Source organism: Actinoplanes sp. DH11 (genome assembly GCF_020873875.1).
In the GTDB taxonomy this organism is placed as follows: domain Bacteria; phylum Actinomycetota; class Actinomycetes; order Mycobacteriales; family Micromonosporaceae; genus Actinoplanes.
The window spans coordinates 141,683-164,389 of the sequence record NZ_JAHWGU010000013.1; the positions used below are offsets into that span (position 1 = coordinate 141,683).

General features: G+C 71.5%; 21 protein-coding genes. 9 read left to right on the forward strand and 12 right to left on the reverse strand.

Annotated elements, in window-relative coordinates:
- Positions 1-250 precede the first annotated feature (250 nt).
- The 4 genes from LPA41_RS20485 to LPA41_RS20500 form a co-directional block, all read right to left on the reverse strand.
- Entirely contained in the window at positions 251-3,745 is a 3,495-nt protein-coding gene (locus LPA41_RS20485) for an ATP-binding protein (protein WP_229072257.1), read from the reverse strand.
- Positions 3,745-4,395, reverse strand: a complete 651-nt coding sequence (locus LPA41_RS20490) for a hypothetical protein (RefSeq protein WP_229072258.1) — start codon at positions 4,393-4,395, stop codon at positions 3,745-3,747. The genes LPA41_RS20485 and LPA41_RS20490 overlap by 1 nt, the downstream gene beginning before the upstream one ends.
- The gene (locus LPA41_RS20495; RefSeq protein WP_229072259.1) at positions 4,382-4,993 is read right to left on the reverse strand and encodes an endonuclease domain-containing protein; all 612 of its coding nucleotides are present in this window, start codon (positions 4,991-4,993) and stop codon (positions 4,382-4,384) included. The genes LPA41_RS20490 and LPA41_RS20495 overlap by 14 nt, the downstream gene beginning before the upstream one ends.
- 119 nt (positions 4,994-5,112) lie before the next feature.
- A complete protein-coding gene (locus LPA41_RS20500; RefSeq protein WP_229072260.1) occupies positions 5,113-5,412 on the reverse strand; it encodes a hypothetical protein in 300 nt (99 codons plus the stop codon).
- Between the two features lie 283 nt (positions 5,413-5,695).
- Between LPA41_RS20500 and LPA41_RS20505 the strand changes: the two genes are divergently transcribed.
- The 4 genes from LPA41_RS20505 to LPA41_RS20520 all read left to right on the forward strand — a co-directional run bounded on the left by LPA41_RS20505 (position 5,696) and on the right by LPA41_RS20520 (position 9,294).
- Positions 5,696-6,559: a GDSL-type esterase/lipase family protein gene (locus LPA41_RS20505; protein WP_229072261.1), complete on the forward strand. Its 864-nt coding sequence runs from the start codon at positions 5,696-5,698 to the stop codon at positions 6,557-6,559.
- Between the two features lie 190 nt (positions 6,560-6,749).
- Positions 6,750-7,451 carry a hypothetical protein gene (locus LPA41_RS20510; protein ID WP_229072262.1) on the forward strand — a complete coding sequence of 234 codons (702 nt, stop codon included), beginning with the start codon at positions 6,750-6,752 and terminating at the stop codon, positions 7,449-7,451.
- Positions 7,452-7,666: 215 nt separating this feature from the next.
- On the forward strand, positions 7,667-8,854 hold the full coding sequence (locus tag LPA41_RS20515; RefSeq protein WP_229072263.1) for an extracellular solute-binding protein: 1,188 nt from the start codon (positions 7,667-7,669) through the stop codon (positions 8,852-8,854).
- Positions 8,851-9,294 (forward strand): hypothetical protein, encoded by a 444-nt coding sequence (locus LPA41_RS20520; RefSeq protein ID WP_229072264.1) that lies wholly within the window; start codon positions 8,851-8,853, stop codon positions 9,292-9,294. Before LPA41_RS20515 ends, LPA41_RS20520 begins: the two co-directional genes overlap by 4 nt.
- Before the next feature lie 4 nt (positions 9,295-9,298).
- On the opposite strand, the gene LPA41_RS20525 is transcribed toward LPA41_RS20520, so the two are convergent.
- A complete protein-coding gene (locus LPA41_RS20525; protein WP_229072346.1) occupies positions 9,299-9,640 on the reverse strand; it encodes a protein phosphatase in 342 nt (113 codons plus the stop codon).
- A 244-nt stretch (positions 9,641-9,884) separates the two neighbouring features.
- Between LPA41_RS20525 and LPA41_RS20530 the strand changes: the two genes are divergently transcribed.
- The 3 genes from LPA41_RS20530 (at position 9,885) to LPA41_RS20540 (ending at position 14,913) form a co-directional block, all read left to right on the forward strand.
- Positions 9,885-11,228: an MFS transporter gene (locus tag LPA41_RS20530; RefSeq protein ID WP_229072265.1), complete on the forward strand. Its 1,344-nt coding sequence runs from the start codon at positions 9,885-9,887 to the stop codon at positions 11,226-11,228.
- Between the two features lie 148 nt (positions 11,229-11,376).
- On the forward strand, positions 11,377-13,023 hold the full coding sequence (gene argS, locus LPA41_RS20535; RefSeq protein WP_229072266.1) for an arginine--tRNA ligase: 1,647 nt from the start codon (positions 11,377-11,379) through the stop codon (positions 13,021-13,023).
- Positions 13,024-13,125: 102 nt separating this feature from the next.
- Positions 13,126-14,913 (forward strand): bifunctional UDP-sugar hydrolase/5'-nucleotidase, encoded by a 1,788-nt coding sequence (locus tag LPA41_RS20540; RefSeq protein WP_229072267.1) that lies wholly within the window; start codon positions 13,126-13,128, stop codon positions 14,911-14,913.
- Positions 14,914-14,958: 45 nt separating this feature from the next.
- Here LPA41_RS20540 and LPA41_RS20545 read toward each other — a convergent pair whose 3' ends face one another.
- The 3 genes from LPA41_RS20545 to LPA41_RS20555 form a co-directional block, all read right to left on the reverse strand.
- Complete coding sequence (locus LPA41_RS20545; RefSeq protein WP_229072268.1) at positions 14,959-15,567, reverse strand: hypothetical protein; 609 nt, start codon at positions 15,565-15,567, stop codon at positions 14,959-14,961.
- 78 nt (positions 15,568-15,645) lie between these two features.
- Positions 15,646-17,118, reverse strand: coding sequence for a serine/threonine-protein kinase (locus tag LPA41_RS20550; RefSeq protein WP_229072269.1), 1,473 nt, complete (start codon positions 17,116-17,118; stop codon positions 15,646-15,648).
- Positions 17,119-17,307: 189 nt separating this feature from the next.
- Positions 17,308-17,745, reverse strand: coding sequence for a hypothetical protein (locus LPA41_RS20555; RefSeq protein WP_229072270.1), 438 nt, complete (start codon positions 17,743-17,745; stop codon positions 17,308-17,310).
- A 289-nt stretch (positions 17,746-18,034) separates the two neighbouring features.
- Here LPA41_RS20555 and LPA41_RS20560 point away from each other — a divergent pair, with 289 nt between their 5' ends.
- Entirely contained in the window at positions 18,035-18,385 is a 351-nt protein-coding gene (locus tag LPA41_RS20560) for an STAS domain-containing protein (protein WP_229072271.1), read from the forward strand.
- 68 nt (positions 18,386-18,453) lie between these two features.
- On the opposite strand, the gene surE is transcribed toward LPA41_RS20560, so the two are convergent.
- The 4 genes from surE to LPA41_RS20580 form a co-directional block, all read right to left on the reverse strand.
- On the reverse strand, positions 18,454-19,320 hold the full coding sequence (gene surE, locus LPA41_RS20565) for a 5'/3'-nucleotidase SurE (RefSeq protein ID WP_229072272.1): 867 nt from the start codon (positions 19,318-19,320) through the stop codon (positions 18,454-18,456).
- On the reverse strand, positions 19,317-20,261 hold the full coding sequence (locus tag LPA41_RS20570) for a 1-phosphofructokinase family hexose kinase (RefSeq protein ID WP_229072273.1): 945 nt from the start codon (positions 20,259-20,261) through the stop codon (positions 19,317-19,319). Before LPA41_RS20570 ends, surE begins: the two co-directional genes overlap by 4 nt.
- 58 nt (positions 20,262-20,319) lie before the next feature.
- Positions 20,320-20,625 carry a hypothetical protein gene (locus LPA41_RS20575; RefSeq protein ID WP_229072274.1) on the reverse strand — a complete coding sequence of 102 codons (306 nt, stop codon included), beginning with the start codon at positions 20,623-20,625 and terminating at the stop codon, positions 20,320-20,322.
- Between the two features lie 103 nt (positions 20,626-20,728).
- Positions 20,729-21,643, reverse strand: a complete 915-nt coding sequence (locus LPA41_RS20580) for a cation diffusion facilitator family transporter (protein WP_229072275.1) — start codon at positions 21,641-21,643, stop codon at positions 20,729-20,731.
- 226 nt (positions 21,644-21,869) lie between these two features.
- On the opposite strand from LPA41_RS20580, the gene LPA41_RS20585 reads away from it, so the two are divergent.
- On the forward strand, positions 21,870-22,706 hold the full coding sequence (locus LPA41_RS20585) for an SMP-30/gluconolactonase/LRE family protein (RefSeq protein WP_229072276.1): 837 nt from the start codon (positions 21,870-21,872) through the stop codon (positions 22,704-22,706).
- Position 22,707: the final 1 nt, after the last annotated feature.

The following is a 22,707-nucleotide window of genomic DNA, read 5'->3' on the forward strand; positions in this document are numbered from 1 at the left end:
GCAGGGCGCCCGCCGAACGGAAACGATGAGCGGTCAGTGACATCGAGCCTCTCCTAGAGGACGTGTTCACAAATTCACACACGAAACGTGGTGTTCGCACACTCGCAACATTCACGGTGGATGTCAATGGGTAACTCTCCGTGCTGGTCAGGGCCGGACGGCCACGCCAGGGCGGGTGTCGGAACGTGTGCCCGACTTCCCCTCCCGGACGGCTCTCGGGAGGGGAGTCCATTGACGCGGGACTTAGTCCTTATCGTTCGGGATCGCGGTCGGCCGCCGGTTTCGGAACGGCCCGGGCGATCACTTCCTCGGTCGTCAGCGGGCTGCGTGGATGGTGGGTGAGGGAGAGGGGCGTACGAATCTTCCGGGGTGCCCCGCCCTCGGCCGCGAAATAGAACTCGCCGGCGGTGAGCCGGGAGATGTCCGGTACGTCGCCGCCCTTGGCCTTGGCCATCTCGCGGGCCGCCTCGATCTGGATCGGACTGTTCATCAGGCCGTAGAACTGCGTCGCCGCGTTGCCCGGGATCCGGTTGTGCAGGCCCTTCGGCGCCTGCGTCGCGAAGATCAGCCCCAGCCCGTACTTCCGGGCCTGCGCGGCCAGCGCCAGCGTGCTCTGGGTGCACGCGGTCATCGTCCCGGACGGCGCGAACGTCTGCGCCTCATCCATGATCAATAGACCGAGCAGCGGCCGGTCGCCGGCCGGGTTCTTTTTGATCCAGGCGAAAAGCGCCATCTGCAATTGGTTGACAAAACTCTGCCGGACATCGTCCGAGGGCAATCCGATCAGACTGATCACCGAAACCCGGGCGCGCTTTCCCGGCGCCGGGGTGAGCAGCAGCCCGGGATCCATCGGCGTGCCATCCCCGCCGAACAGCGGATCGTTCACCATCGCCGCGGTGAGCGTCTGCGCCAGCCCGAGACCGATCTTGTCGGCGTCGTCCAGGTCGATGATGCCGTCCGGCAGGTCCGCCAGCGTGTCGATGAGTCCCTGCAGACGGGACCCGCCGCGCCGGCCGTAGTGCTCGATCGTCTTGCGCAGCACCGCCAGACCGAGGTGGGCCTTGTTGGCCCGGCCGGTGACCATCGCCCGGGGCGCCAGCGAGGCGACCGCCGCTTCCACCGCCTCGGCGAACTCGTCCGGGTCGTCGCGCACGCTCCGGAAATCCGGCAGCGGCTGAAAACTGAGCGGCCGGCCGGCGGCCCGGCGGGGCGTCCAGATCACGACGTCGGTGTGCGCCAGGTAGTCGGCGGCCTTCGCGGCGTCACCGGCCCGCCAGGCCGGCGGCGGCTCCGGCCAGCCCTCACCGAGGCGGGCCAGGTCGTTGTTCGGGTCCAGCACGATCGCGGAGACACCCTGCAGGGCGCACTCCTCCACGATCCGCCGGATCAGGACGGTCTTGCCCGAACCCGACCCGGCGAAGATGGTGGCGTGCTTGCGCAGGGCCTCGACCGGCAGCCGGACCGGTGCGCCGTTGCCGTGATCGTGACCGACGGTGAAGCCCGGCTCGCCCGCATCGGCCCCCGGCGCGTCAATGGTGGCCGCTGCGGTGACACCGGCGGGCTGCGACCCCGCCGCCGCGACATCGGCGGGCTGCGGCTTCACTGTGGTGACACCGGCGGGCTGCGGCTCCGCTGTGGTGACACCTGCGGGCTGCGGCACCGCTGTGGTGAGGCCGGCAGGCTGCGGCTTCGCCCCGGCACCCGGCGGCGCGGCAGCGGCTTGCGGCTCGGATGCTGCGGCTTGCGGCTTCGGCACCGCGGCTTGCGGGTGTGGCCCGATGGCCGGCGGATGCGGCGTGGTGGCCGGCGGGTGTGGCGCGGTGGCCGGCGGGTTCGGCGTGACGGCTCGCGGCTGAGGCTCGGGACCGGCCTGCTCGGCCGGTTGCGCGGGTGCGGTCCAGGTGGCGGCGTCGGCCAAGGCCCGCTGGAGGAAGGCGATGCCCGCCGTCGGGCGGCGCTCGGCCAGCCAGCCCTGCAGGTCGACCGAGCCCTCGTCGAGCATGATCTGCAGGGCGGACAGGGCGCGCAGATCGTCCTCGGTCAGGGCGAGGGTCCGTCCGCCCGCCTGTTCGAAAGCGGTCACCGCGGCCCGGGTCTTGGCCCCGCCCGACCAGGGCGTGTTGCGGAGCAGGAACAGTTTGCGCTTCGGCACACCCGGGTCCAGGGCGGCCGCGACGCAGGCCTTGCGCAGCCGGGCGAGCGCCGCGACGGCGTGGTGGTCGTCGCTGACCGCGCGGAAGCACCAGTGGACCTGGTCCTCGATGCGCTCGTCCAGGGTGAGCCGGATCCGGGCGTGCAGCGGCGGGTCGGTGCTCGGCGGCGGGTCGACGGTGAACGACGTGCCCTGGCCGCCGCGCTCCAGGATCCAGGCGGTGAGCCCGGCCGCGAGCAGGGGCGGGACCCGGGAATCCTCCGTGGTCCGGTTCAGCACGGCACTGACCCCGGCGTTCTTCGTGAGTTCGGCGAACCGGGCATCCAGCGCGTCCAGCCCGGAGGAGGACGGCGAGGGTACGGGGGTGGTGGTGCGCCCCGGCGGCGGCTCGACCGGCTCGCCGAGACGGTCGAGCTCACGGATCTCGCCGGCGGTGACACACGCCCGGACGTGGCGGTCGATCTCGATGAGCAGCTGCCGGGGCGTGTAGTCACCCGCCTGGGCGAACGCTTCCGGCCGCACCGGCCACGACGGGTAGGGCGGCTGGAAACCGACCTCCGCGTACCGCAGGGTGAACCGTTTCTCGATGATCGCTCGGCCCAGATCGTCGTCATGGATCGGCGTGAGCTGCGGCGCCAGCCGGAACCGGTCACCGACCGTGTCGGCCGCGGCGTTCCGGATGATCGTCCACGAGGTCGGCAGGCAGGCGACGACGGTGAGGGTGCGCCGGGTGAACTGCCGCAGCGACATCAGGCCCTCGGCGAGCTGGGCGAGCATCAGCGCCTGCACCGGATCGGTGGCCATGGCGGGTGCGAGCGCGGGGTCGGCCTGCGCCGCGGACTGTGCGATGAGCGTGTCGATCTGGTCGATGGCGATCACCGAGGGGCCGGTCAGCGCCAGCAGCCAGGACAGGTCCTGGACGATCAGCTGCGGATGACGCGGCGCCCGCCGCATGCCCCAGACGTTCCGCTCACCGGGGACGCTCTCCTCCCCGGAGACGAAGTAGTTCTCCGCCAGGTCACGGTGGGCGACGTCGTCCGAGGCGCTCAGCGCCAGCGCGCGGGCCGTCTCCTGGCTGGCCCGGGCGACGTGCCTGTCGAACGCGCCGAGCCCTTCGATGAAGGCGTCCAGGGCGGCGCGGGTCAGCTCGGTCTCGCCCATCACCGCGCGCCGGGCGGTCCGCGGCGCGCCGACCATCGCGGAAAGCCGTTTGAGCAGCAGACGCAGCTGGGTCTCGCCGCCGCCGGGCACCGGCCGGGAGAGGCCGTCCAGGATCGCGGTCAGCACGCTGTCCCAGAAGCCGGCCGCGTCCAGGAGGCTGACCAGGAAGAAGTACCCCTCCTGATCCTGCACCTGCTGCCGGGTCCAGCCGAGCAGGTGCGTCTTGCCCGACCCCCGCTGCCCCTGGACGACAAGCCCGATCGGACTGGCGCCGCTGCTCGCCCGCGCGTCCGCGACGCCGTCCAGCACGTCACGGACCGCGGCGGCGTGCAGACCGTCCACATGGAACGGCAGCGGCCGCCACACGTCGTCCGGGACGGGTGCCCAGTTGAATCGCAGCGCCGCCAGCGCGGCGCGTTCCTCCTCGGTCATCACACGCCGATCGCCAGCAGGTGCTTGTCCTGTCCGCCGATGTGCAGGGCCGCCCGGGCGTCCGCGTCGGTGAGCGTCTTCTGGTTCGACTCCGGCACGATGTTGACCCCCGGCTCGCGGCTCAGCCGGCGCAGCGCCTCGTCCACGGTGTCCCGGGGCAGGTCGGCGAGGAACGGCCGGAGCCGGGCCAGCCCGACCCAGGCACCCGGCTCGGCGGCGAGCGCGTCGTAGGTGCTCACCAGCCGGTCCCGCAACTCCCGGTCCGGGTCCTCCGGCGCGGCGGCGGTGCCGCGGACGTCGGTGCGGGCGAACAGCTCGGCCAGCGAGGCGCAGCCGCTCCGGGCCATCACCCGGTCGCGGAGGGCGGTCTGCAGCGCGGTCAGCGCCGCACCCAGGGCGGCGGCGCCCCGCGCGTGGAATTCCAGGTCCTTCTGCACCCGGACCCAGCCCTGGTCCTCCAACTGCAGGGCGAAGGTGCGCCCGCTCTTGCGGCTGGACAGGTACCGCAGACGGGCGAGCTTGTCCCGGGTGGGTTTGCGGACGTCCAGGCCGTACCGGTCGCGCAGCTCGGTGTTGAGGACCTCCCGGGCTTCCGCCATCAGCACCACGAGGAGCGCGCTTTCCGAGGCGAGGAGGTTATCGTCGGCCATGGGATCTTCCTTCCGCTGCTTCACGCCGGCGTCCCCGGAGGAAGGCGCCGATCTGGTGGACCACCGCGCCGACGTCGTGGCTGACGCGCGCATTGGTGAAACGCAGGACGGCGTAACCGTCGAGTTGTAGCTGTACGTCGCGCTGCCGGTCCTCCTCGAACCGGCGCGGGTGGCAGTGCTCCGGGCCGTCGAGCTCGACGACGCAGCGCTCCGCGGGCCAGACCAGGTCGAGCCGGATCGGCGCGGTGAGGGCATGCGACTGGTACGTCTGGTTCCACGCCCGGCCGGCGGCCCAGCACTCGGCGGACAGGGCGGCCTCCAGGGCCCGTTCCACCGTGCTGGCCGGATGCGGCAGGCCGACGACGCCCGCCACCGACCCGGCCGACGCCACGGTCGAGCCGGCCGCGGTCGAGCCGGCCGCGTCCGGGCCGGCGGTGGGGAGCGGGGGAGTGGCGGGTGGCAGCCGGCGCATCGGGAGGTGGTCGAGCCGCTCCGCGCCGGGCCCGACGATCCAGACCGCCGGCCCGCCGTTGCGCACCAGCCACTCCGCGCCGGCGGCAAGGATCTCCTGGTCACCGGCGGATTCCAGCAGCAGCACCAGGCGACGCCGGCCGAACGCCTCCGCGACGATCCGGGCCAGCGCCGCCGTCCGGGTGCGCAGCGGGACGACCGCGCCGGCCGGGCGCAGGCCGGTGAGGGCGAGGACGGCCAGCTCGGTCAGGAACGCGACCGGGTACCTGTCGCGGCGGGCCAGCTCGGCCGCGGCCGACCGGACCGCCGCCAGCCCGAGACGTCCGGGCGGTCGACGGCCGCGGCGTCCGGCAGCCAGGCCGGCAGCAGCTCGACGGCGACCCGTTCCAGTTCGGCCACGGCACTGCCGACCACGTCGCGGGGCGCGGCCGGCGCGGTGGCCGGGCGGCTCACCACCACGGCGAGGTCGGGGTGGTCGCCGGCGATCAGGAGAGCGAGCGCGCCGGCCTCGGCGCCGGGCAGCGCGACGACACGGTCCGTCGGCACCGGCCAGCTGCTGGGCGGCGCTCATCGTGGATCGGGGGCCGGCAGGGCGGCGGTGGTCAGCGTCATCAACCCTTCCGCAGCCGGCGCCGGACTTCCGCGGACAGCCTACGAACCTGTTCCGGTGATCGCCATAGCGTCGTCGTGCACCGTGCTCGCGCCGTTCGGCGGAGTGTCGCACGCCTGTCACACCCGGAAACGGCCGGGCGCTGGTCAGCCCGGGGCTGTGCCAAAAGCCGCTGACGTCCGTGCATGATCACAAAAGCTGTCATATCGTTCGTAGACGATGCTTCGACGCTGGCACATCTTCGTCCTGGTGATCCTCGCCGTCGTCGCCCTCGCCTGTGACGGCGCGGGCGAGGCCTCTCCCGAGCCGTCCGGCCCGAAACCCAGCAGCCGCCCGGCAACGGCCCTGCCGTCCTCGATGGCCGCCCTCGGTGATTCGATCACCGCCGGGTTCGGCAGTTGCCTGGCATTCGTGGCGTGCAGCCGGAATTCCTGGTCGACCGGCACCGGCCGTGCGGTGGAGAGTCACTACCGGCGGATCCTCGACGGCAACCCGAAGATCAAGGGCCGGGCGGACAACTTCGCCGAGCCGGGCGCCGAGGCGGACGCGCTGGCCGGGCAGGCGGACCGGGCCGTCGATGCGAAAGCGCAGTACGTGACGATCCTGATCGGTGCGAACGACGCCTGCGCCGGCCGGGTGGCGGACATGACGGCGGTGCGCACCTTCCGCCAGGAGGTCGATCGGGGCCTGAGCCGGCTGAAGAAGGGCCTGCCGAAGACGCGGGTGCTGATGGTGAGCATCCCCGACCTCTACCGGTTGTGGCAGGTCGGGCGCGCGGACGAGCGGGCGGTGCGGGTCTGGGCCGAGGGCCGGATCTGCCCGTCGATGCTCGCCGATCCGACCTCGACGGCGCGGGCGGACGAGCAGCGGCGCCGGGCGGTCCGGGACCGCATCGACGCGTACAACGAGCAGCTGCGCAAATCCTGCAAGGCGTACGGGAAACGGTGCCGCTGGGACGGCGGCCGGGCACACCAGGTGCGGTTCACGCTCGACCTGGTCAACGAGGTCGACTACTTCCACCCGAACGTCGAGGGCCAGAACGAACTGGCCGATGTGGTGTATCCCCGACGATTCACCTGGTGACCGCCGTCACACTCCGCCGATGTGGCACATCGCCGCATGCCGTCCGGACCAGGACATTTGCGAAAACTCGGTGACCGCTCACCTGTCCGTGCGTTTTGCCGGCGCGTTTCAGCGGTAACCATGGAGCCTCAAGCACGGGGGATTCAAGCGAACAAAAGCTGATATCAACGACAGTGCTGAGAGGACCCCGATGGCTGACTGGGTTCTGGTGCCCTGCCTGGTGCGGTTGCGTGCCGAACTGAACGGCATCGCCCCCGGCCGCGACAAGAAATCAGATGGAACCATTGGAGACCGGGCACATCGGGCAAGTGTCTCCGACCACAACGACGACGAGACCGGCCGGGTGCCGATCCGGGACGCCGACTCCAAGCACGAGGTGCACGCGTTCGACGCGGACGCCGATCTGCGTACCCCGAACCTGACCATGGAGATGGTGGTGCGGCACCTCCTGCGCCGGTGCCGCAGCGGGGCCGAGAAACGGCTGCGCTACATCATCTACAACCGCCGGATCTGGGAGGCGTCGAACGGCTGGCGACAGCGCGCCTACACCGGTTCCAGCCCGCACACCGAACACGCGCACTTCTCCGCCTCGTACGAGACCGCACGTGAGGTCGACACCTCATCCTGGCGACTGGAGGACATCCCCGTGGCACTGACCGACGCCGACAAGAAGTGGCTCTCCGCCCAGATCGACGCGGCGGCGACCCGAGCCGCTGAGCGGGTGTGGAAGACCCGGCTGAACATCGCGGTGCAGTCCGGCGCGAAGCCGAGCCTGCAGGAAGCGGGTTCGATCCTGCGCTACACGTCAAGTGAGCACCACCGGATCGAGGACGAGCTGCAGTCCCTGCGCACCGAGGTGCAGAAGGTGCTGGCCGAGGAGAATCAGGGCTGAGAAGCGGTACGCGGGGCGGGCGTCACCACCCGCCCCGCGTCAGACCGTGTGCGCCTGCCGGGCCGTCGCTTCGGAGCCCGCGGCGCCGTCGCCGGTCGAGGTGACCCGGCGCCGTTGTTCGCCGCTCTGGGCCCGGAGGAGCAGGGCGCGAGCGTACGGGGATAAGCGCTCATCCAGGCACACCGGAGGTGCCAACATCGAGTAACGTGAATCACATGGTGGAGCTCTACTCCCGACGGTCGTTCGTCGCCGGTGCGCTGACCGCCGGCACCCTCTCCACCGCTGCCGGCTATCTGTTCACCCGCCGCGAGCCGGTCAAACTTGTGCTGACCACCGGCGCCGACGCGACCGGCGCGCGCCAGCTGCTGATCAACATGTGGAACCGCCTGCACCCGGACATCACCATCGAGGTGGTGGAGGTGAACAGCTCCACCCAGGATCAGTACGCGAAGTTCGTCGAGACCCGGGCCGACATCTACAACCTCGATGTCATCCACATCCCGCGGTTCGCCGAGGCCGGCCGGATCACGCCGCTCGTGCCCCGCAACGACGCCACCCTGCTCGACCCGGTGCAGCGGGTCTGCGCCGTGGAGAACTCCCCGGACGAGTACTGGGCGATCCCGTTCAACACCGACGTCGGCATGCTGTTCCGCCGGATCACCGACAAGCGCGCGACCGACCTCGCGCCGAGCATGGACGAGGTGCTGGCCCAGGGCAGTCTGACCGCGCAGCTCAGGACCGACGGGATCGCCACCGACGAGGCGTTCGTCGTCAACGTGCTGGAGCAGGCGCTCGCCCAGGACGAGGCGATCCTGGACGCCGGCGGCACGGTCTCGTTCAACCTCGGGCAGTGGAAGACCGCTCTCGCGCCGCTCGCCGACGCGCTGCGCCGCCGCCGGGTGCTGCCGGAGTCCAGCGAGGAGACGACCATCCGCACCTACAACGTGCGCGACGCGCGCTACATGCGGAACTGGCCGGTCTGGTTCCCGCAGGTGGACCGGGCCGAGCGGGGCAGCAAGGCGGGCACCATGGAGATCCGTCTCGGCGGGTTGCCGGTCGGCATCCTCGGCGGGCAGAGCCTGGCGGTGGCCAGCGACTCCGCGCACCGCGACGAGGCCGAGCAGGTGATCCAGTTCCTGACCGACGAGCCGGCCCAGAAACTGCTGGCGTCCTTCGGGTTCGCGCCGCCCGGCCTGGACGCCTACATCGACGCCGGTGTGCAGGCGGTCGCGCCGCACGTCACCACGATCCGGACCGCGGTGGAGGCGTCCCGCCCGCGCCCCATGCATCCCGGCTACGCCGACTTCGCCCGCGCCTTCAAGGACCACACGTTCGCCTACCTGTACCGCGACGAGGAACTCACCCAGCGCTTCGTCGACGATCTGCGGGAGGCGTTGAGATGATCGATATCGGACTGCAGGCGTGGCAGATTCCGATCTTCGCAACCGCCGTGATCCTCCTGGCGGAAGGCGGCGTCTACCTCTTCCTGAAAGCCCGCGGCAAGGATCCGGCCACCAGCGCCGCAAGCCTGTCCAACAAGCGGCTCCGCACTGCCGGCCTCGGCCTGCTCTCCCTGCTCGCCCTGATCATGGCGGTGGCGGCGCTGGGCCCGGCACTCGCCGACCAGCTGGCCGGCGTCACCGGCGCGGCTCTCGCCGCGGTCGGCGTCTGGCTGGCGTGGCGCTCCTACCAGGAGACGGTGAAACTGGCCGCCGAGATCCGCAACAACCGCCCGGGCGACGCCAGAGCCCAGGATTCGAGGCCCGAGAGGACCGAAGGGAGCGCGGCGGGAAGCTCCGGGGCCGCCGGGGCGCGTGATTCCGCGGCGCGGGAGCCCGAGTGACCGATCAGCCGAACCGGCCGACGAGGCGCTTCTGCCAGGGCGTCTCGACCGCCCGCGGATGGTAGTGGCGCCGCACCCACGCGACCGCCTCGCCCGCCGGCACACCGTCCAGCACGGCCAGGCACGCCAGCGCGGTCCCGGTCCGGCCACGCCCGCCGCCGCAGGCCACCTCGACGCGCTCACCCGCGCTGCGGCGCAGGGCTTCCAGCAGAACCGTGCGGGTGTACGCCTGATCGGCCGGCAACCAGAAATCCGGCCAGCGCACCCAGCGGTGGGTCCAGCCGACCTCGGGCGGCGCCGAGCCGAGCAGGTAGACACCGAACTGCGGCGGGTGCCCGGAGGGCATCGGGTACCGCAGGCCGCGCCCCCGGACGAGCCGCCCCGACGGCAGCCGCAGCACGCCCGCGCCGGTCGGCTCCCAGCCGGCGGCAGTGGGCTCCGGGCCCGGATCGGCCGGCTCTGGGCTGGGATCGGGCAGCTTCGGGCTGGGATCGGCCGGCACGGGTGCGTCCGGTGTGGTGCTCCGGTCCGGCGCTCCGCTCGACATGGCCCCGATGGTAGCCACGCCGGCGGGAGTTAGGGTGCCCCCGGTGAGCTCGCTCGTCCAGACCTTCCTCCCGGCCCGGCTCGGCATCAGCTTCCGGTGGCTGCTCGCCTCGTCCTGGGCGACTAACCTCGGTGACGGCATCGCCGCGGCCGCCGGCCCGCTGCTTGTCGCCTCGCTCACCGCCGACCCGTTCCTGATCTCGATGGCCGCGCTGCTGGGCTGGGCGCCGCCGCTGATCTGCGGCCTCTACGCCGGGGTGCTCTCCGACCGCCACGACCGGCGCCGGATCGTGCTTGTCGCCAACGCCGCCCGGCTGCTGGTGCTGGCCGCGCTCGTCGTGCTGCTCGCCACCGGCCACCTCGACGTCCAGGGCGCACTGATCGGTCTCGGACTGCTCGCCACCGCCGAGGTGTTCGCCGACAACACCACGTCGACGATGACGCCGATGCTGGTGCACCGGGACGACCTGGCGGTCGCGAACGCCCGTCTGCAGACCGGCTTCATCACGCTCAACCAGCTCGCCGGTCCGCCGTTGGGCGCGGCGTTCTTCGCCGCCGGCCGGGTCTGGCCGCTGGTCGCCGAGGTGGTCCTGCTCTGCGCCGGCATCCTGCTGGTGGCGAAGGTCCGGCTGCCACCGCACGGCCGTGCGGCCCGGGTCGCCGGCCGGCCCGGCGTGGACGTCCGGCCGGTCGGGGAAGGCGCCGACGCAAGTCCGCTCGGGGAGGGCGCCGGGTCCGCAGCGCTGGACGCCGGGTCCGCGGTGGTGGACGCCGGTTCCGGTGGTGTCCGGCGGGAGATCGCCGAAGGTATCCACTGGGTGGTGCGGCACGCCGCGGTGCGTACCCTCTGCCTGACGATCTTGATCTTCAACCTGACGTTCGGGGCCGCCTGGTCGGTGCTGGTGCTCTACGCGAGCGAGCGGCTCGGGCTGGGGGCGATCGGATTCGGACTGATCACCACGTTCTCGGCCGCCGGCGGCATCCTCGGCACCAGCCTCTACGGGTGGCTGACCGCCCGGATCAGCCTGGGCAACCTGATGCGGATCGGCCTGATCATCGAGACGCTCACGCATCTGGCGCTGGCCGCGACGACCTTGCCGTGGGTGGCGCTGCCGGTCTTCTTCGTCTTCGGGGCGCACGCGTTCGTCTGGGGCACGACCTCCAAGGTGGTCCGTCAGCGTGCCGTGCCGCAGCACCTGCAGGGCCGGGTGGACAGCGTGAACACGATCTGCGTCTACGGCGGCCTGGTGATCGGCTCGGCGGCCGGCGGCGTGCTCGCCACCCACTACGGCGTGGCGGCGCCGTTCTGGGCGGCCTTCATCGGCTCCACCGTCTTCGTGATCCTGCTCTGGCCGCAGATGACCAGGATCGCCCACCAGGACCACTGACCGTTATAGTCGGCGCATGTTCTGCTTCAGCGTGCGACGCCGGCGTCCCTCGGGCCGCCGCTGAAGCTCTGCGTTTCCACCGGCGGGTCGTCACCCGCCGGCATCGGATCGTGGCTGGTCGACCCGTCTCATCCTCGATGGGGTCGACGTGAATCTCGAAAAGCTCCTGCACGACCGGCTCGCGCCCGCTCTCGAAGCGGCCGCCGGCACCCCCGTGGACCCGGCCGTCCGCGTGTCACCGCACGCCGATTTCCAGTCCGGCGCACCGCTCGCCCTGGCCCGCACGCTGGGCCGGCCGCCCCGTGAGATCGCGGCCGAGGTGGCCGGCCGGGTGCAGCTCGGCGGCCTCGCGGAGATCACCGTCTCCGGGCCCGGCTTTCTCAACCTGACCGTCAGCGACGACCTGATCGCGGTGTCGCTGGACGCGCTGGGCGGCGACGACCGGCTCGGCATCCCGCCGGTGGCGCGACCGGAACGGATCGTCGTGGACTACTCCGGTCCGAACGTCGCCAAGGAGATGCACGTCGGGCACCTGCGCTCCACGGTCATCGGCGACGCGCTGGCCCGGACGCTCGAATGGCAGGGGCACGAGGTACTGCGCGTCAACCACCTCGGTGACTGGGGCACGCCGTTCGGCATGCTCATCGAGCAGCTGATCGCCGAGGGCGCCGGCGCGGAGCACTCGCTCGGTGACCTGACCGCGTTCTACCGCCGGGCGCGGGCCGCCTTCGACGCCGACGAGGAGTTCCGCACCCGGGCCCGGCTGCGGGTGGTGGCGCTGCAGGCCGGCGACGCGGCGACCCAGGCGCTGTGGCGGCGGCTGGTGCAGCGCTCGGAGCAGGCGTTCCTGGCGGTCTACGACCGGCTCGGCGTCACGCTGGGACCGGCCGACTTCGCGGGGGAGAGCAGCTATGCCGACGATCTTCCCGGCGTGGTGGCCGACCTGGACGCGCAGGGCTTGCTGGTGGAGAGCGACGGCGCGCTCTGCGCGTTCCCGGCCGGCTTCACGGGCCGGGACGGCAGCCCGATCCCGCTGATCGTGCGCAAGGGCGACGGCGGATTCGGGTACGCGGCCACCGACCTCGCCGCCCTGCGCCACCGGGTCCGCGACCTCCGGGCCACCGAGTTGCTCTACGTCGTCGGGGCGCCGCAGCGGATCCATTTCCGGATGGTCTTCGCGGTGGCCCGGGCGGCCGGCTGGCTGCCGGAGACGGTCCGTGCCGAGCACATCGGGTTCGGTTCGGTGCTCGGCGCCGACGGCCGGATGCTGAAGAGCCGGTCGGGGGAGACGATCCGCCTCGCCGACCTGCTCGACGAGGCGGTGTCCCGGGCCTCCGCGCCGGAGATCGGGCTGGCCGCGATCAAGTACGCCGACCTCTCCGGCGACCGGCGCGGCGACTACGTCTTCGACGTGGACCGGATGCTGGCGGCCACCGGGAACACCGGGCCTTACCTTCAGTACGCGTACGCCCGGATCCGCTCGCTGCGTGCCCGGGCCGCCACCGCGCCCGGACCGATCCGGATCGTCCACCCGGCCGAGCGCGCGCTCGGTCTCGCCCTGCTCGGCCTGGGACCGGCCGTGCGCGGCGCGGCGGCGTCGCGCGAGCCGCACCGGATCGCGTCCTACCTGCACGAGCTCGCCGCGACGTTCTCCGCCTTCTACGAGCGGTGCCCGGTGCTGCGGGCGGCGGACGACGAGACCCGGGCGAGCCGGCTTTCCTTGGCCGATCGGACCGCGCGGACGCTCCACCTCGGCATGTGTCTGCTGGGTATCCCGACGCCCGACGAGATTTGATCCACGCGTGACGTCCCATCGATCGACCAGTGACCCTATTCAGCGTTAAGGTCCGTCTTCTGGACGCCTTCGTGGCGTCACCGCACCGATGTGAGGTTCCCGATGACCCTTCTCCCCGGCGTCTCCCGCCGCAGCGTGCTGGCCGCCGGCGCGGCGGCCGCCGCCGCGCCGCTCGTCGTCTCCGAAGCGGCGCAGGCCGGCGGTCACCAGCGCCCGGCGGCGGCCTACCGGCTCACCGTCCTGGGCACCTCGGACACGCACGGCAACGTCTACAACTGGGACTATTACTCCGACGCCGAGTACGACGACAGCGCGCACAACGACGTCGGCGTGGCGAAACTGGCCGCCCTGGTGAATCGGCTGCGCGCCGAGGCGACCGGCCCGGTCCTGGTCCTCGACGCCGGTGACACGATCCAGGGCACGCCGCTGGCCACCTATTACGCCAAGCAGGAGCCGATCACCTCGACCGGTGAGAAGCACCCGATGGCTCGCGCCATGAACGTCCTGCACTACGACGCCGTCACGCTCGGCAACCACGAGTTCAACTACGGCCTGCCGCTGCTGAACCTCTGGATCCGCCAGCTCGGCTTCCCGGCCCTGGCGGCGAACGCGGTGAGTGTGCGGACCGGCAGGCCGGCGTTCACCCCGTACATCATCAAGAAGGTCTCGCTCGGCCGGCACGCGCCGACGCTGCGCGTCGGCATCCTGGGTCTCACCAACCCGGGGTCGGCGATCTGGGACCGGGCCACCGTCGAGGGCAAGATCAAATTCACCGACATGGTCGCGGCGGCGGCCACCTGGGTGCCGATCATGCGGGCCCGCGGCGCCGACGTCGTGCTGATCTCCGCGCACGGCGGCGACAGCGGTACGTCCAGTTACGGCGACGAACTGCCCAACGAGAACCCGACCGCGCTGATCGCCGAGCAGGTCCCGGGAATCGACGCGATCCTTTTCGGACACGCCCACCGCGAGGTGCCCGAACGGTTCGTGACCAACCTGAAGACCGGCAAGCAGGTACTGCTCTCCGAGCCGTCGAAGTGGGGCCAGCGGCTCACCCGGATGGACTTCGACCTGGTCCGCGAGCGGGGCGCCTGGAAGATCACCTCGAAGTCGGCCACCACGCTGAACACCAACACCGTCGAGGCCGATCCGAAGGTGCTGGCCGCGGTGCGCAAGCAGCACGAGAAGACGGTCGCCTACGTCAACCAGGTGGTCGCCACGTCGACCGCGACGCTGTCCGCCGCGACCTCCCGGTACTCCGACACCCCGATCCTCGACTACATCAACAAGGTGCAGACCGACACCGTCACGGCGGCGCTCGCCGGCACGTCGTACGCCGGGCTGCCGGTGCTCTCCATCGCGGCGCCGTTCAGCCGGACCGCGGTGTTCCCGCAGGGCGACGTCAAGATCAAGGACGTGGCCGGGCTCTACATCTACGACAACACCCTGGAAGCGGTCGTGATGACCGGCGCGGAGGTGAAGGCCTACCTGGAGTACTCGGCGAAGTATTTCGTCACGCTGGCACCCGACGCGCCGGTCGACCCGGCGACGATCAGCGACCCCGCGGTGCCGGACTACAACTACGACGTGTTCTCCGGCGTGGACTACGACATCGACATCAGCCGGCCGGTCGGCAGCCGGATCACCCGCTTCCAGATCGCCGGCGCCGACGTGGCGGCCGACGCCCAGTTCGTGGTGGCGGTGAACAACTACCGGCGCTCCGGCGGCGGCAGCTTCCCGGGCATCGTGAAGACGCAGGTGTACAACGCGCAGCAGGAGATCCGCCAGCTCCTGATCGACTGGGCACAGGCCCGGGGCACGATCGACCCGGCCGAGTTCTTCGTCAAGAACTGGCAGCTCGTCCGCGCGGGCGTGCCGATCACCTTCTGAGCCGGCTCCGTGATGCGAGGCGGTGCCGTCCGGCACCGCCTCGGGTCAGTCGCTCAGCTCCCAGTTGGTGTTGCGGTCGGCCTGCACGAACACCGACGTCTTCTTGCCGTCGACAAGGGTGAACGTGCAGACGTAGGTGCGCAGCCCGTCGCCGTTCCGCTCACCCTGCGGGGCGCACTGCGGGTTCGTGACGGTCGCGCCGGCGGACTTCGCGATCCGGCCGTCGGTCAGCACCGTGCTCTCCAGGGCCGCGGTCAGCTTCTTCTCCGCGAAGTGCTGGTAGACCGGCAGCGCGACGGTGTAGAGCAGGGCCGACCAGAACGCGGCCCCGGCCACCAGGGTGACGCCGAACGCCACCCAGTACGGCGAGCGTTCCCGGCCGTACCGGCGGGCGCGGCCGGAACGGCGCATCGCCGCGACGACGCCGAGCACGCTGAGGAAGAAGGTCCAGGCCACCACCGGCCGCCACGACGGTGCCACCGGCCGGGCCGAGCCGTGCACCTCTTCCGGGAACCGCACCAGAAGCTGGCCGTGCCGGTTCTCGGGAGAACCGTACGGTGGGACCACGCCGCCGAACGGCTGTGTCGCCGGATCCGGTGGCGGCGCCGGCTGGGGCGGCGCCGGAGCGGCCGCCCACGGCGGAGCTTCTGTCATGTCAGGGGCCCTTCCGGTAGCGGCACGGTTGCCATCGTGCCGCCGAGTCCATCGGCCCCGGACCCGGTGAGTTGAGGTTTATCCCCCGGTGGTGCCGCCGCCGCCCGTGCCCGTGGTCGCCGTGGTCGTGACCGGCGGCTCCTCGGGCTCCTCCGGCTCCTCGGGCTCCTCCGGCTCCTGCGGCGGCGTGGTGGTCGTCTGGACCGGGGGCGTGGTCGTGGTTTGGGTCGGCGGCGTGGTGGTCGGCTCCGTGGTGGGCGGGGTGGTGCTCGGTGCGTTGTCGGTCGGCGCCGCCGACGACGGGGGCGCCGAGCTGACCGCCGCCGAGCTGCGCGGGGTCCGCACCGGGCGCCGGCTGGTGGGCGCCGTCGAGGGCTCGGCCTCCTCGCTCACCGGCGGCGGCGCGACCTCCTCGACGGGCTGCTCGTTCTGCTGCTGGGTGGGCGCGGTCGTGGCCCCCTTCTCGTCGCCCTGGGTGAGCGCGAAGGCCACCCCGAGCCCACCGGCCACGACGAAGAGCGCCAGGATCGCGACCATCAGCCCGCGCTGGGCGAGGGGCTGCGACGACCGGTTCCGCACCGCGACCGGCTGCTGCGGGACGGACGGCGGCCGGACCGCCTGCTGCTGCTGGGTGAAGCCGCGCTGCCGGGGCACGGCCTGGGTCGGCGCCGCCGGGCTGTGCGGGGCGACCATCGCGGTGCCGGTCAGCCGTTTCCAGTCGGTGGGGCCGGCGGCCGCGAACGCCGCCTCGGCGAACTCGGCAGCGCTCTGGAACCGGTCGGCCGGCTGTTTCGCCATCGCCCGGGCGATCAGCTGCCGCACCTCGAGGGGCACGGTGTCGGGCAGCGGCGGCGGCTCGTCCTCCAGGTGGCGCAGCGCGACCTGGAGCGCGTTCTCGCCGTCGAACGGCGGCTGCCCGGCGATGCAGTGGTAGGCCACGGCACCGAGCGCGTAGATGTCGGTGGCCGGCGTCAGGTTGCCCTTGGCGACCTGCTCGGGTGCCATGTAGAGAGCGGTGCCGACGATCGCGTTGAGGCCGGTGACGCTCGTCATCGCGTTGGACCGGGCCACCCCGAAGTCGATCAGGATGACCGCGCCGGTCGGCTTCACGATCAGGTTGCCGGGCTTGATGTCGCGGTGCACGATGCCGGCCTGGTGCGCCGCGTGCAGCGCGTCGGCGGCCTGGGCCACGATCGACAGGGTCTCGGTGACCGGGATCGGGCCCTCTTTGACCCGGTTCGACAGCGGCTCGCCCTCGACGAACGCCATCACCAGGTAGGCGACCTTCTCCGGGCCGTCGTAGTCGCCGTCGCTGGCGTAGTCGTAGACCTCGACGACGCCGGGGTGCCGGAACGTGGCCATCATCCGGGCCTCGCCGTAGAACCGGGTGGCGAACTCCGGATCCTCCAGCATCGCGGTGCGCAGCACCTTCACGGCGACAGTGCGACCGAGCACGACGTCGGTGCCGCGCCAGACGTCACCCATCCCGCCGGTCGCGACGCGATCGTCCAACCGGTACCGGTTGTCCAGGAGATGTCCGGCACTGAGCACCAGCGGGGCCTTATCTGATCGGGCGGCCCAGTCAGGGTGCCGCGGAGGAAGCCGAGCGTCGCTCAACTGTACAGATCTCCGCCCATCCGTGGGAGGTCGGCGAAACCGACCTCCCACCTGCCACGAAGACCTCGATGAGCCGTTTCGCCCCTGCTACCCGGGTGCTGGCCCGCTGTGCGGGAGCTGTGCTCAGCGCTCGTCGTAAGTAGGTGTGACGACGATCGCGGTTTCCGCGAGCTCCAGCTCCTCGTTCTCGGCCTGCCGCTCCTGGGCGGCCCGGGCGGTGCTCGCGGCGGCCCAGCCGACCGCCACACCGATCAGCGCCACCGCGGCGATCAGGCCCCACGGGCGTGCCGGCCGGTGCCCGGCCAGAGCGTTCGCCGCGGCGTTCGCCCGGCTCCACGCCTCGTCTGTGACAGAGCTCACGCGCTCGCCGGCCTGCCCGGCCAGGGCCGAACTCCGGCTCCCGGCGCGTTCGGCCAGCTTGCGGCCGCTCCGCCCGGCCCGGCCGGCAAGGTCACCGGCCGTGTCCGCGCCCTCACCCGCAGCGGCGGCCATGGCCGAGGTCAGATATTCCCAAGCCTGGTTGGCGGTGCGTTCCGCCCGGCTCTTCCTGTTCCACGACATCGTCGTTACCTCCTGCGATGGCCCCTGAGAGCGACCTTGCCCCAGGGTAGTGGTCGGCAAACGTCCGGTGTGGACGTCATCACGGTTCTAAAACGATTTGCTCCGCCGCTGTACTGTTGACCTCGTTCACACGGGCCACTCAGGCGACTGACAGGTTCGGGGCCTAACCTCTTGGTCAGTTTCACCGAATCTTCCGGGGGTAGTCCTGCCGCTCTGCTCAGCAGTGGTGGCTGACCCACGAACAAGAGGAACAACGCCCGGACCTGCCGGGCGGGTGGAGGGAAGAGGCGTGACGCTGTCGATAACGACGTCGACGCTGGCCGACGGTGCCGTTGAGGTCTCGCCCCGTGGCGAGATCGATGTCGAGAACGCATACGAGATCCGCGAGGCGGTCGGCGCGCAACTGGCCGACTCGAGTCCCGGCCGGATCGAACTCAACATGCAGCACGTGACCTTCATCGACTCCGTGGGGATCAGCGCCCTCGTGGCCGCGTTCCAGCTCGCCGGGGTCAGTGGTGTCAAACTCGTCGTGACCCGGCCCAGCCGGTTCGCCCACCGGCAGCTGTGGGTCACCGGCCTGCTCGGCCTGTTCGGCAACCCACAGCCGCACGAGGACGCGGTCACCCCTGTCGGCAGGTGACCACCGCGGTCCCCCCGCCGGCGGGTGATGGCCGCCGCGGTGTCTCCGGGCCTGCCACCGCGCAGGCCCTAGAAGCCGGGGCTCTGCACCCGGACCGCGTCGACGTTGATCCGGATCCCGGTGTCCTCGTGCGGTGCCCGGATCGGCGTGACCACGGCGAAGTTGTCGGCCAGGGCGGCCAGGTCCGTTCCGGCCTCCAGTTCCTCCTCGGCGGCCTGCACCGCCGTCCGCACATAACCTTCGCCCGCCTCGGCGATGCTCATCTGCACCTGGCCGAACCTGGCCAGGGCGGCCTGCCGCAGCCCGCGGATCCCGTCGACGTGCAGGTCCGGCACGTTCAAGTTGAAGATCGTCCCGGGTGGGGTGTGCAGCAGCGAGGGCAGCAGCCGCACCGCCAGGTCGGCCGCACTGCCCCAGTGGTGCTGCTCGTCGTCGATCTCGTCCAGCGCCGCGATGGCCGCCCCGCCGCTGGCCGCGGTCGCCGCCGCCGGGGTGAGGACGTCCAGGGAAACGGCGAGGCCCCGCAGGCCGGCGTGTGAGGCGGTGAGCGTGGCGCCGACGGTGCCGGAGTGCACCACGGCCGCGCCCGCGTTGGCGCCCCGGTTGATCCCGGAGACCACCAGTTCGGGTGGCGGGCCGAACGCCTCCCGCAGCGCCAGCAGCACGATGTAGGCCGGTGAGGCGGCCACCCCGAACGCCGGGATGTGCTTGGCGCCGGCGAGATCTCGCGGCTCCGACACGATCTTGTTCTCCTGGACCACCGCGGTCATCGCGGCGCTGCTGCCGCTCGACTCGCTCAGCGGCGCGGCCACCACCACGTCGTAGCCCTCGTGGGCGAAGGCGCGGGCCAGCCAGCGGATGCCCGGCGCCTCGATACCGTCGTCGTTCGTTATCAGAATTCTCATCGGTGCCTGGTTGCCCGGGTTCGAGCTCATGATGCCTTCTTCATCGGTGTCAGTTCGACTCGTTCGGTGAGTACCCGGACCGCGTCGACGTGCCCGGTGCCCAGACCGTGCCGGGTGACGTTGAGTGCGCCCGCCGCCGCGCCGGTACGCACGGCCTCCTCCATCGGGCCGCCGTGCGCCAGTGTCGCCGCGACACCGGCCGTCATCGAGTCGCCGGCGCCGCGGTGCTCGGCCGGGGTCAGCCGGGGAAGCGCCACGTTGAAGACCTCGCCGTCGATCAGGGCGAGGGCGCCCTCGCCGGCGCGGGACACCAGAACCGTCTCGGCACCCTCGTCGTGCAGTTTCAGCAGCGCCTTGATCAGGGACGGGGTCGACCCGTCCGGTGCGGTGCCGTCCGCGATCAGCTCCTCATGGCTGATCTTCAGCACCGAGATGCCGGCACCCAGCACCGCGGCCAGATGCTTGCCGCACAGGTCGGCGATCACCGCACAGCCGTTGGCCCGGAGATCGGCGGCGAGCCGGCCGTACACCTCGGGTTTGATCACCGAGGGGTGCGCCGGGCCGCTGAGGATCGCGATGCCGGCGCGCAGCCCTTCGGCGAGCGTGAGGTTGTAGAGCTCGTCCAGCTCGTGCCGGGACAGTGGGCTGCCCGGCCGCTCGGCGATCTCCTGGCGGCTGCCGCCCCGGCGATCATGCACATACCACCCGCTGCCGTGCTCGCGCATGACCAGGCGCAGGGTTACGCCGGGCAGCTCGTCCAGCAGCGGACTCAACACCCGGCCGACCTCACCGCCGGCGGCCGCGCAGAGCGTCACGTGGGCGCCCAGCGACGTGATCATCCGGGTCTGCCAGATGCCCTGACCACCCGGATGGACGTGCAGTTCGGGCTCGTCGTGGTGTTGTTCGATGGTCACCGTCAGCTGGGGCGCCGGCGCGAAGACCATGACCCGGCCGTCACTCATGATTCGCATTGTCATCTTTTTGCGCATCCGGCGTGGCAGATCGCAAAAAGAACAGATGCCCCGCTGGTTACTCGAAGCCCCGGGAGGTCAGATCTCGCACGTCCTGGGTCGAGTCCGGGCGACTGCGGAGGAACTCGTCGAGACGCACCCGCCACTTACCGGCCTCCAGGTCGGTGGCGGTGCGGTCGCCCCCGGTCCGGATCCCCTCGGCGACCAGGTATTCGTGGGTGGCGAGCAGGGCTTCGTAGAGCTCCGGGCCGAGCCGGTGCAGGACCTCGGCGGCGAACTCCCGGTGATGTGGCCCGGCAGCCGCTCCGACGAAGGATCGGGCGGCGTCCCAGACGACGCGGGGCTGGTGGACGACGGCTGACATGCATCGATCTTCGCGCGTCGATGTGATGATCGCCATAGGTTGCGGCGCGAAATCGGCGCTGACTCGCCGGTGGCGGCGTGACATCGCCGGTGGCGGCGCGGAATCACCAGCCGGTCGGGGTGCAGTGCCGGCTGCCGCCGGCCGGCTCGACCTGGAGGGTGGCGTGGTCGATCGCGAAGTCGGCGTGCAACGCCTCGCGAGCCACCGACAGCACCGCGCCCAGCTCGGCCGCCGGGTCCAGCCGCAGATGTGCGGAGGCGACGTCCATCCCCGAGGTGAGGGTCCACACGTGCAGGTCGTGCACGTCGCAGACTCCGGGCACGGCGGCGAGCCGCTCCCGGACCGCGGAGATGTCCAGATGCGCCGGGGCGGCCTGCACCAGGATCCGGACCGCGGAGCGGCCGAGCGCGAACGTGCGGGGCAGGATCAGCAGGGCCACCAGGACGGCGACGATCGGGTCCGCGTACGCCCAGCCGGTCAGCCAGATCACCAGGGCGGCGATGATGACACCGACCGAGCCGAGCAGGTCGCCGAGCACTTCGAGGTAGGCGCCGCGGACCCCGATGTTCTCCTCGGCGCCCGGGCGCAGCAGGGCGAACGCGATCAGGTTGGCGATCAGGCCGCCCGCGGCGACCAGCAGCATCCAGCCGGCCGGCACCTCCGGCGGGTGGGTGAACCGGCGGACCGCCTGCACCAGCACGTACCCGGCGACGACGGTGAGCAGCACGGCGTTGGCCAGCGCGGCCAGCACTTCGAGGCGGTAGAGCCCGAAGGTGCGGCGCGAGTCACCGCCGGCCCGCCCGGCCGCGGTGATCGCGGCGAGCGTCATGGCGATGCCCAGCACGTCGGTGAACATGTGCCCGGCGTCGGAGAGCAGGGCGAGTGATCCGGTGAGCCCGGCCGCCACCGCTTCGACAAGCATGAACGCGGTGAGCAGGCCGGCCGCCCACCAGAGCGCCCGGCGATGCCGGGCCCCGCCGTGCAGGGCCCGTGTGCCGTGGTCGTGGCCGGCTCCCATGTCGTCTACCTTCCGTCGTCCGGCGGGCCGTCGCCAATGTATGCTCACATCGCTATATATGCAATCGGTTGTGTGTTCCGCTCACACGCGTTGGAATCATCGGAGTCCCGTTACGCATCGGAAAGGAAGTTTTGTGCTTCGCCGTACCCTTGCGAACGTCCTCCTCGGCACCGCTCTCGCGGTGACCGTAACCGCCTCGCCCGCCGAGGCGGCCCATGCCAAGCCAATGCCTGCCACAATCACCCTGCCGAGCGGCTTCCAGCCCGAGGGCATCGCCATCGGCACGAAACCGTTCGCCTACTTCGGCTCCCGGGTCGACGGCGACATCTACCGGGTCGACCTGCGGACCGGCAAGGGCGCCACCTTCAGCGAGGGACCGGGCACCGCGTCGCTCGGCATGAAGGTCGACGGCAGCCGGCTCTTCGTGGCCGGCGGCGCCGGCGGCAACGCCCGGGTCCTCGACCTGCGCACCGGTGAGGTCCTGCGCTCCTACCAGCTCCAGCCCGCCGGCACCACGGCGTTCATCAACGACGTGATCGTCACCGACGACGCGGCCTGGTTCACCGACTCCCGCAACGCCGTTCTGTTCAAGCTGCCGTTCGGCCGGCACGGCCGGCTGCCCGCACAGGCCGTCGCGGTTCCGCTCACCGGCGACTTCGTCCTCGGCGAGGGCAACAACGCCAACGGCATCACCACCACGCCGGACGGCCGTGCCCTGATCGTGGTGCAGTCCAACACCGGTTCGCTGTTCCGGGTCTCGTTCTCCGGCGTGGCGCAGCGGATCGACCTCGGTGCGGGCGAGAGCCTCGTCAACGGCGACGGGCTCTGGCTGCGCGGCCGCACCCTCTACGCCGTGCAGAACCGGCTCAACGTGATCGCCAAGGTCGAGCTGAACCGCAAGGGCACCACCGGGACCGTGGTGTCCCGGACCGGTGACCCGCGCTTCGACGTGCCGACCACGATCGCCGAGTACGGCAAGCGGTTCTACCTGCCGAACGCCCGGTTCACCACGCCGGCGGAACCGACGACCACGTACAACGCGGTCGCCGTCCGCATCCCGTAGG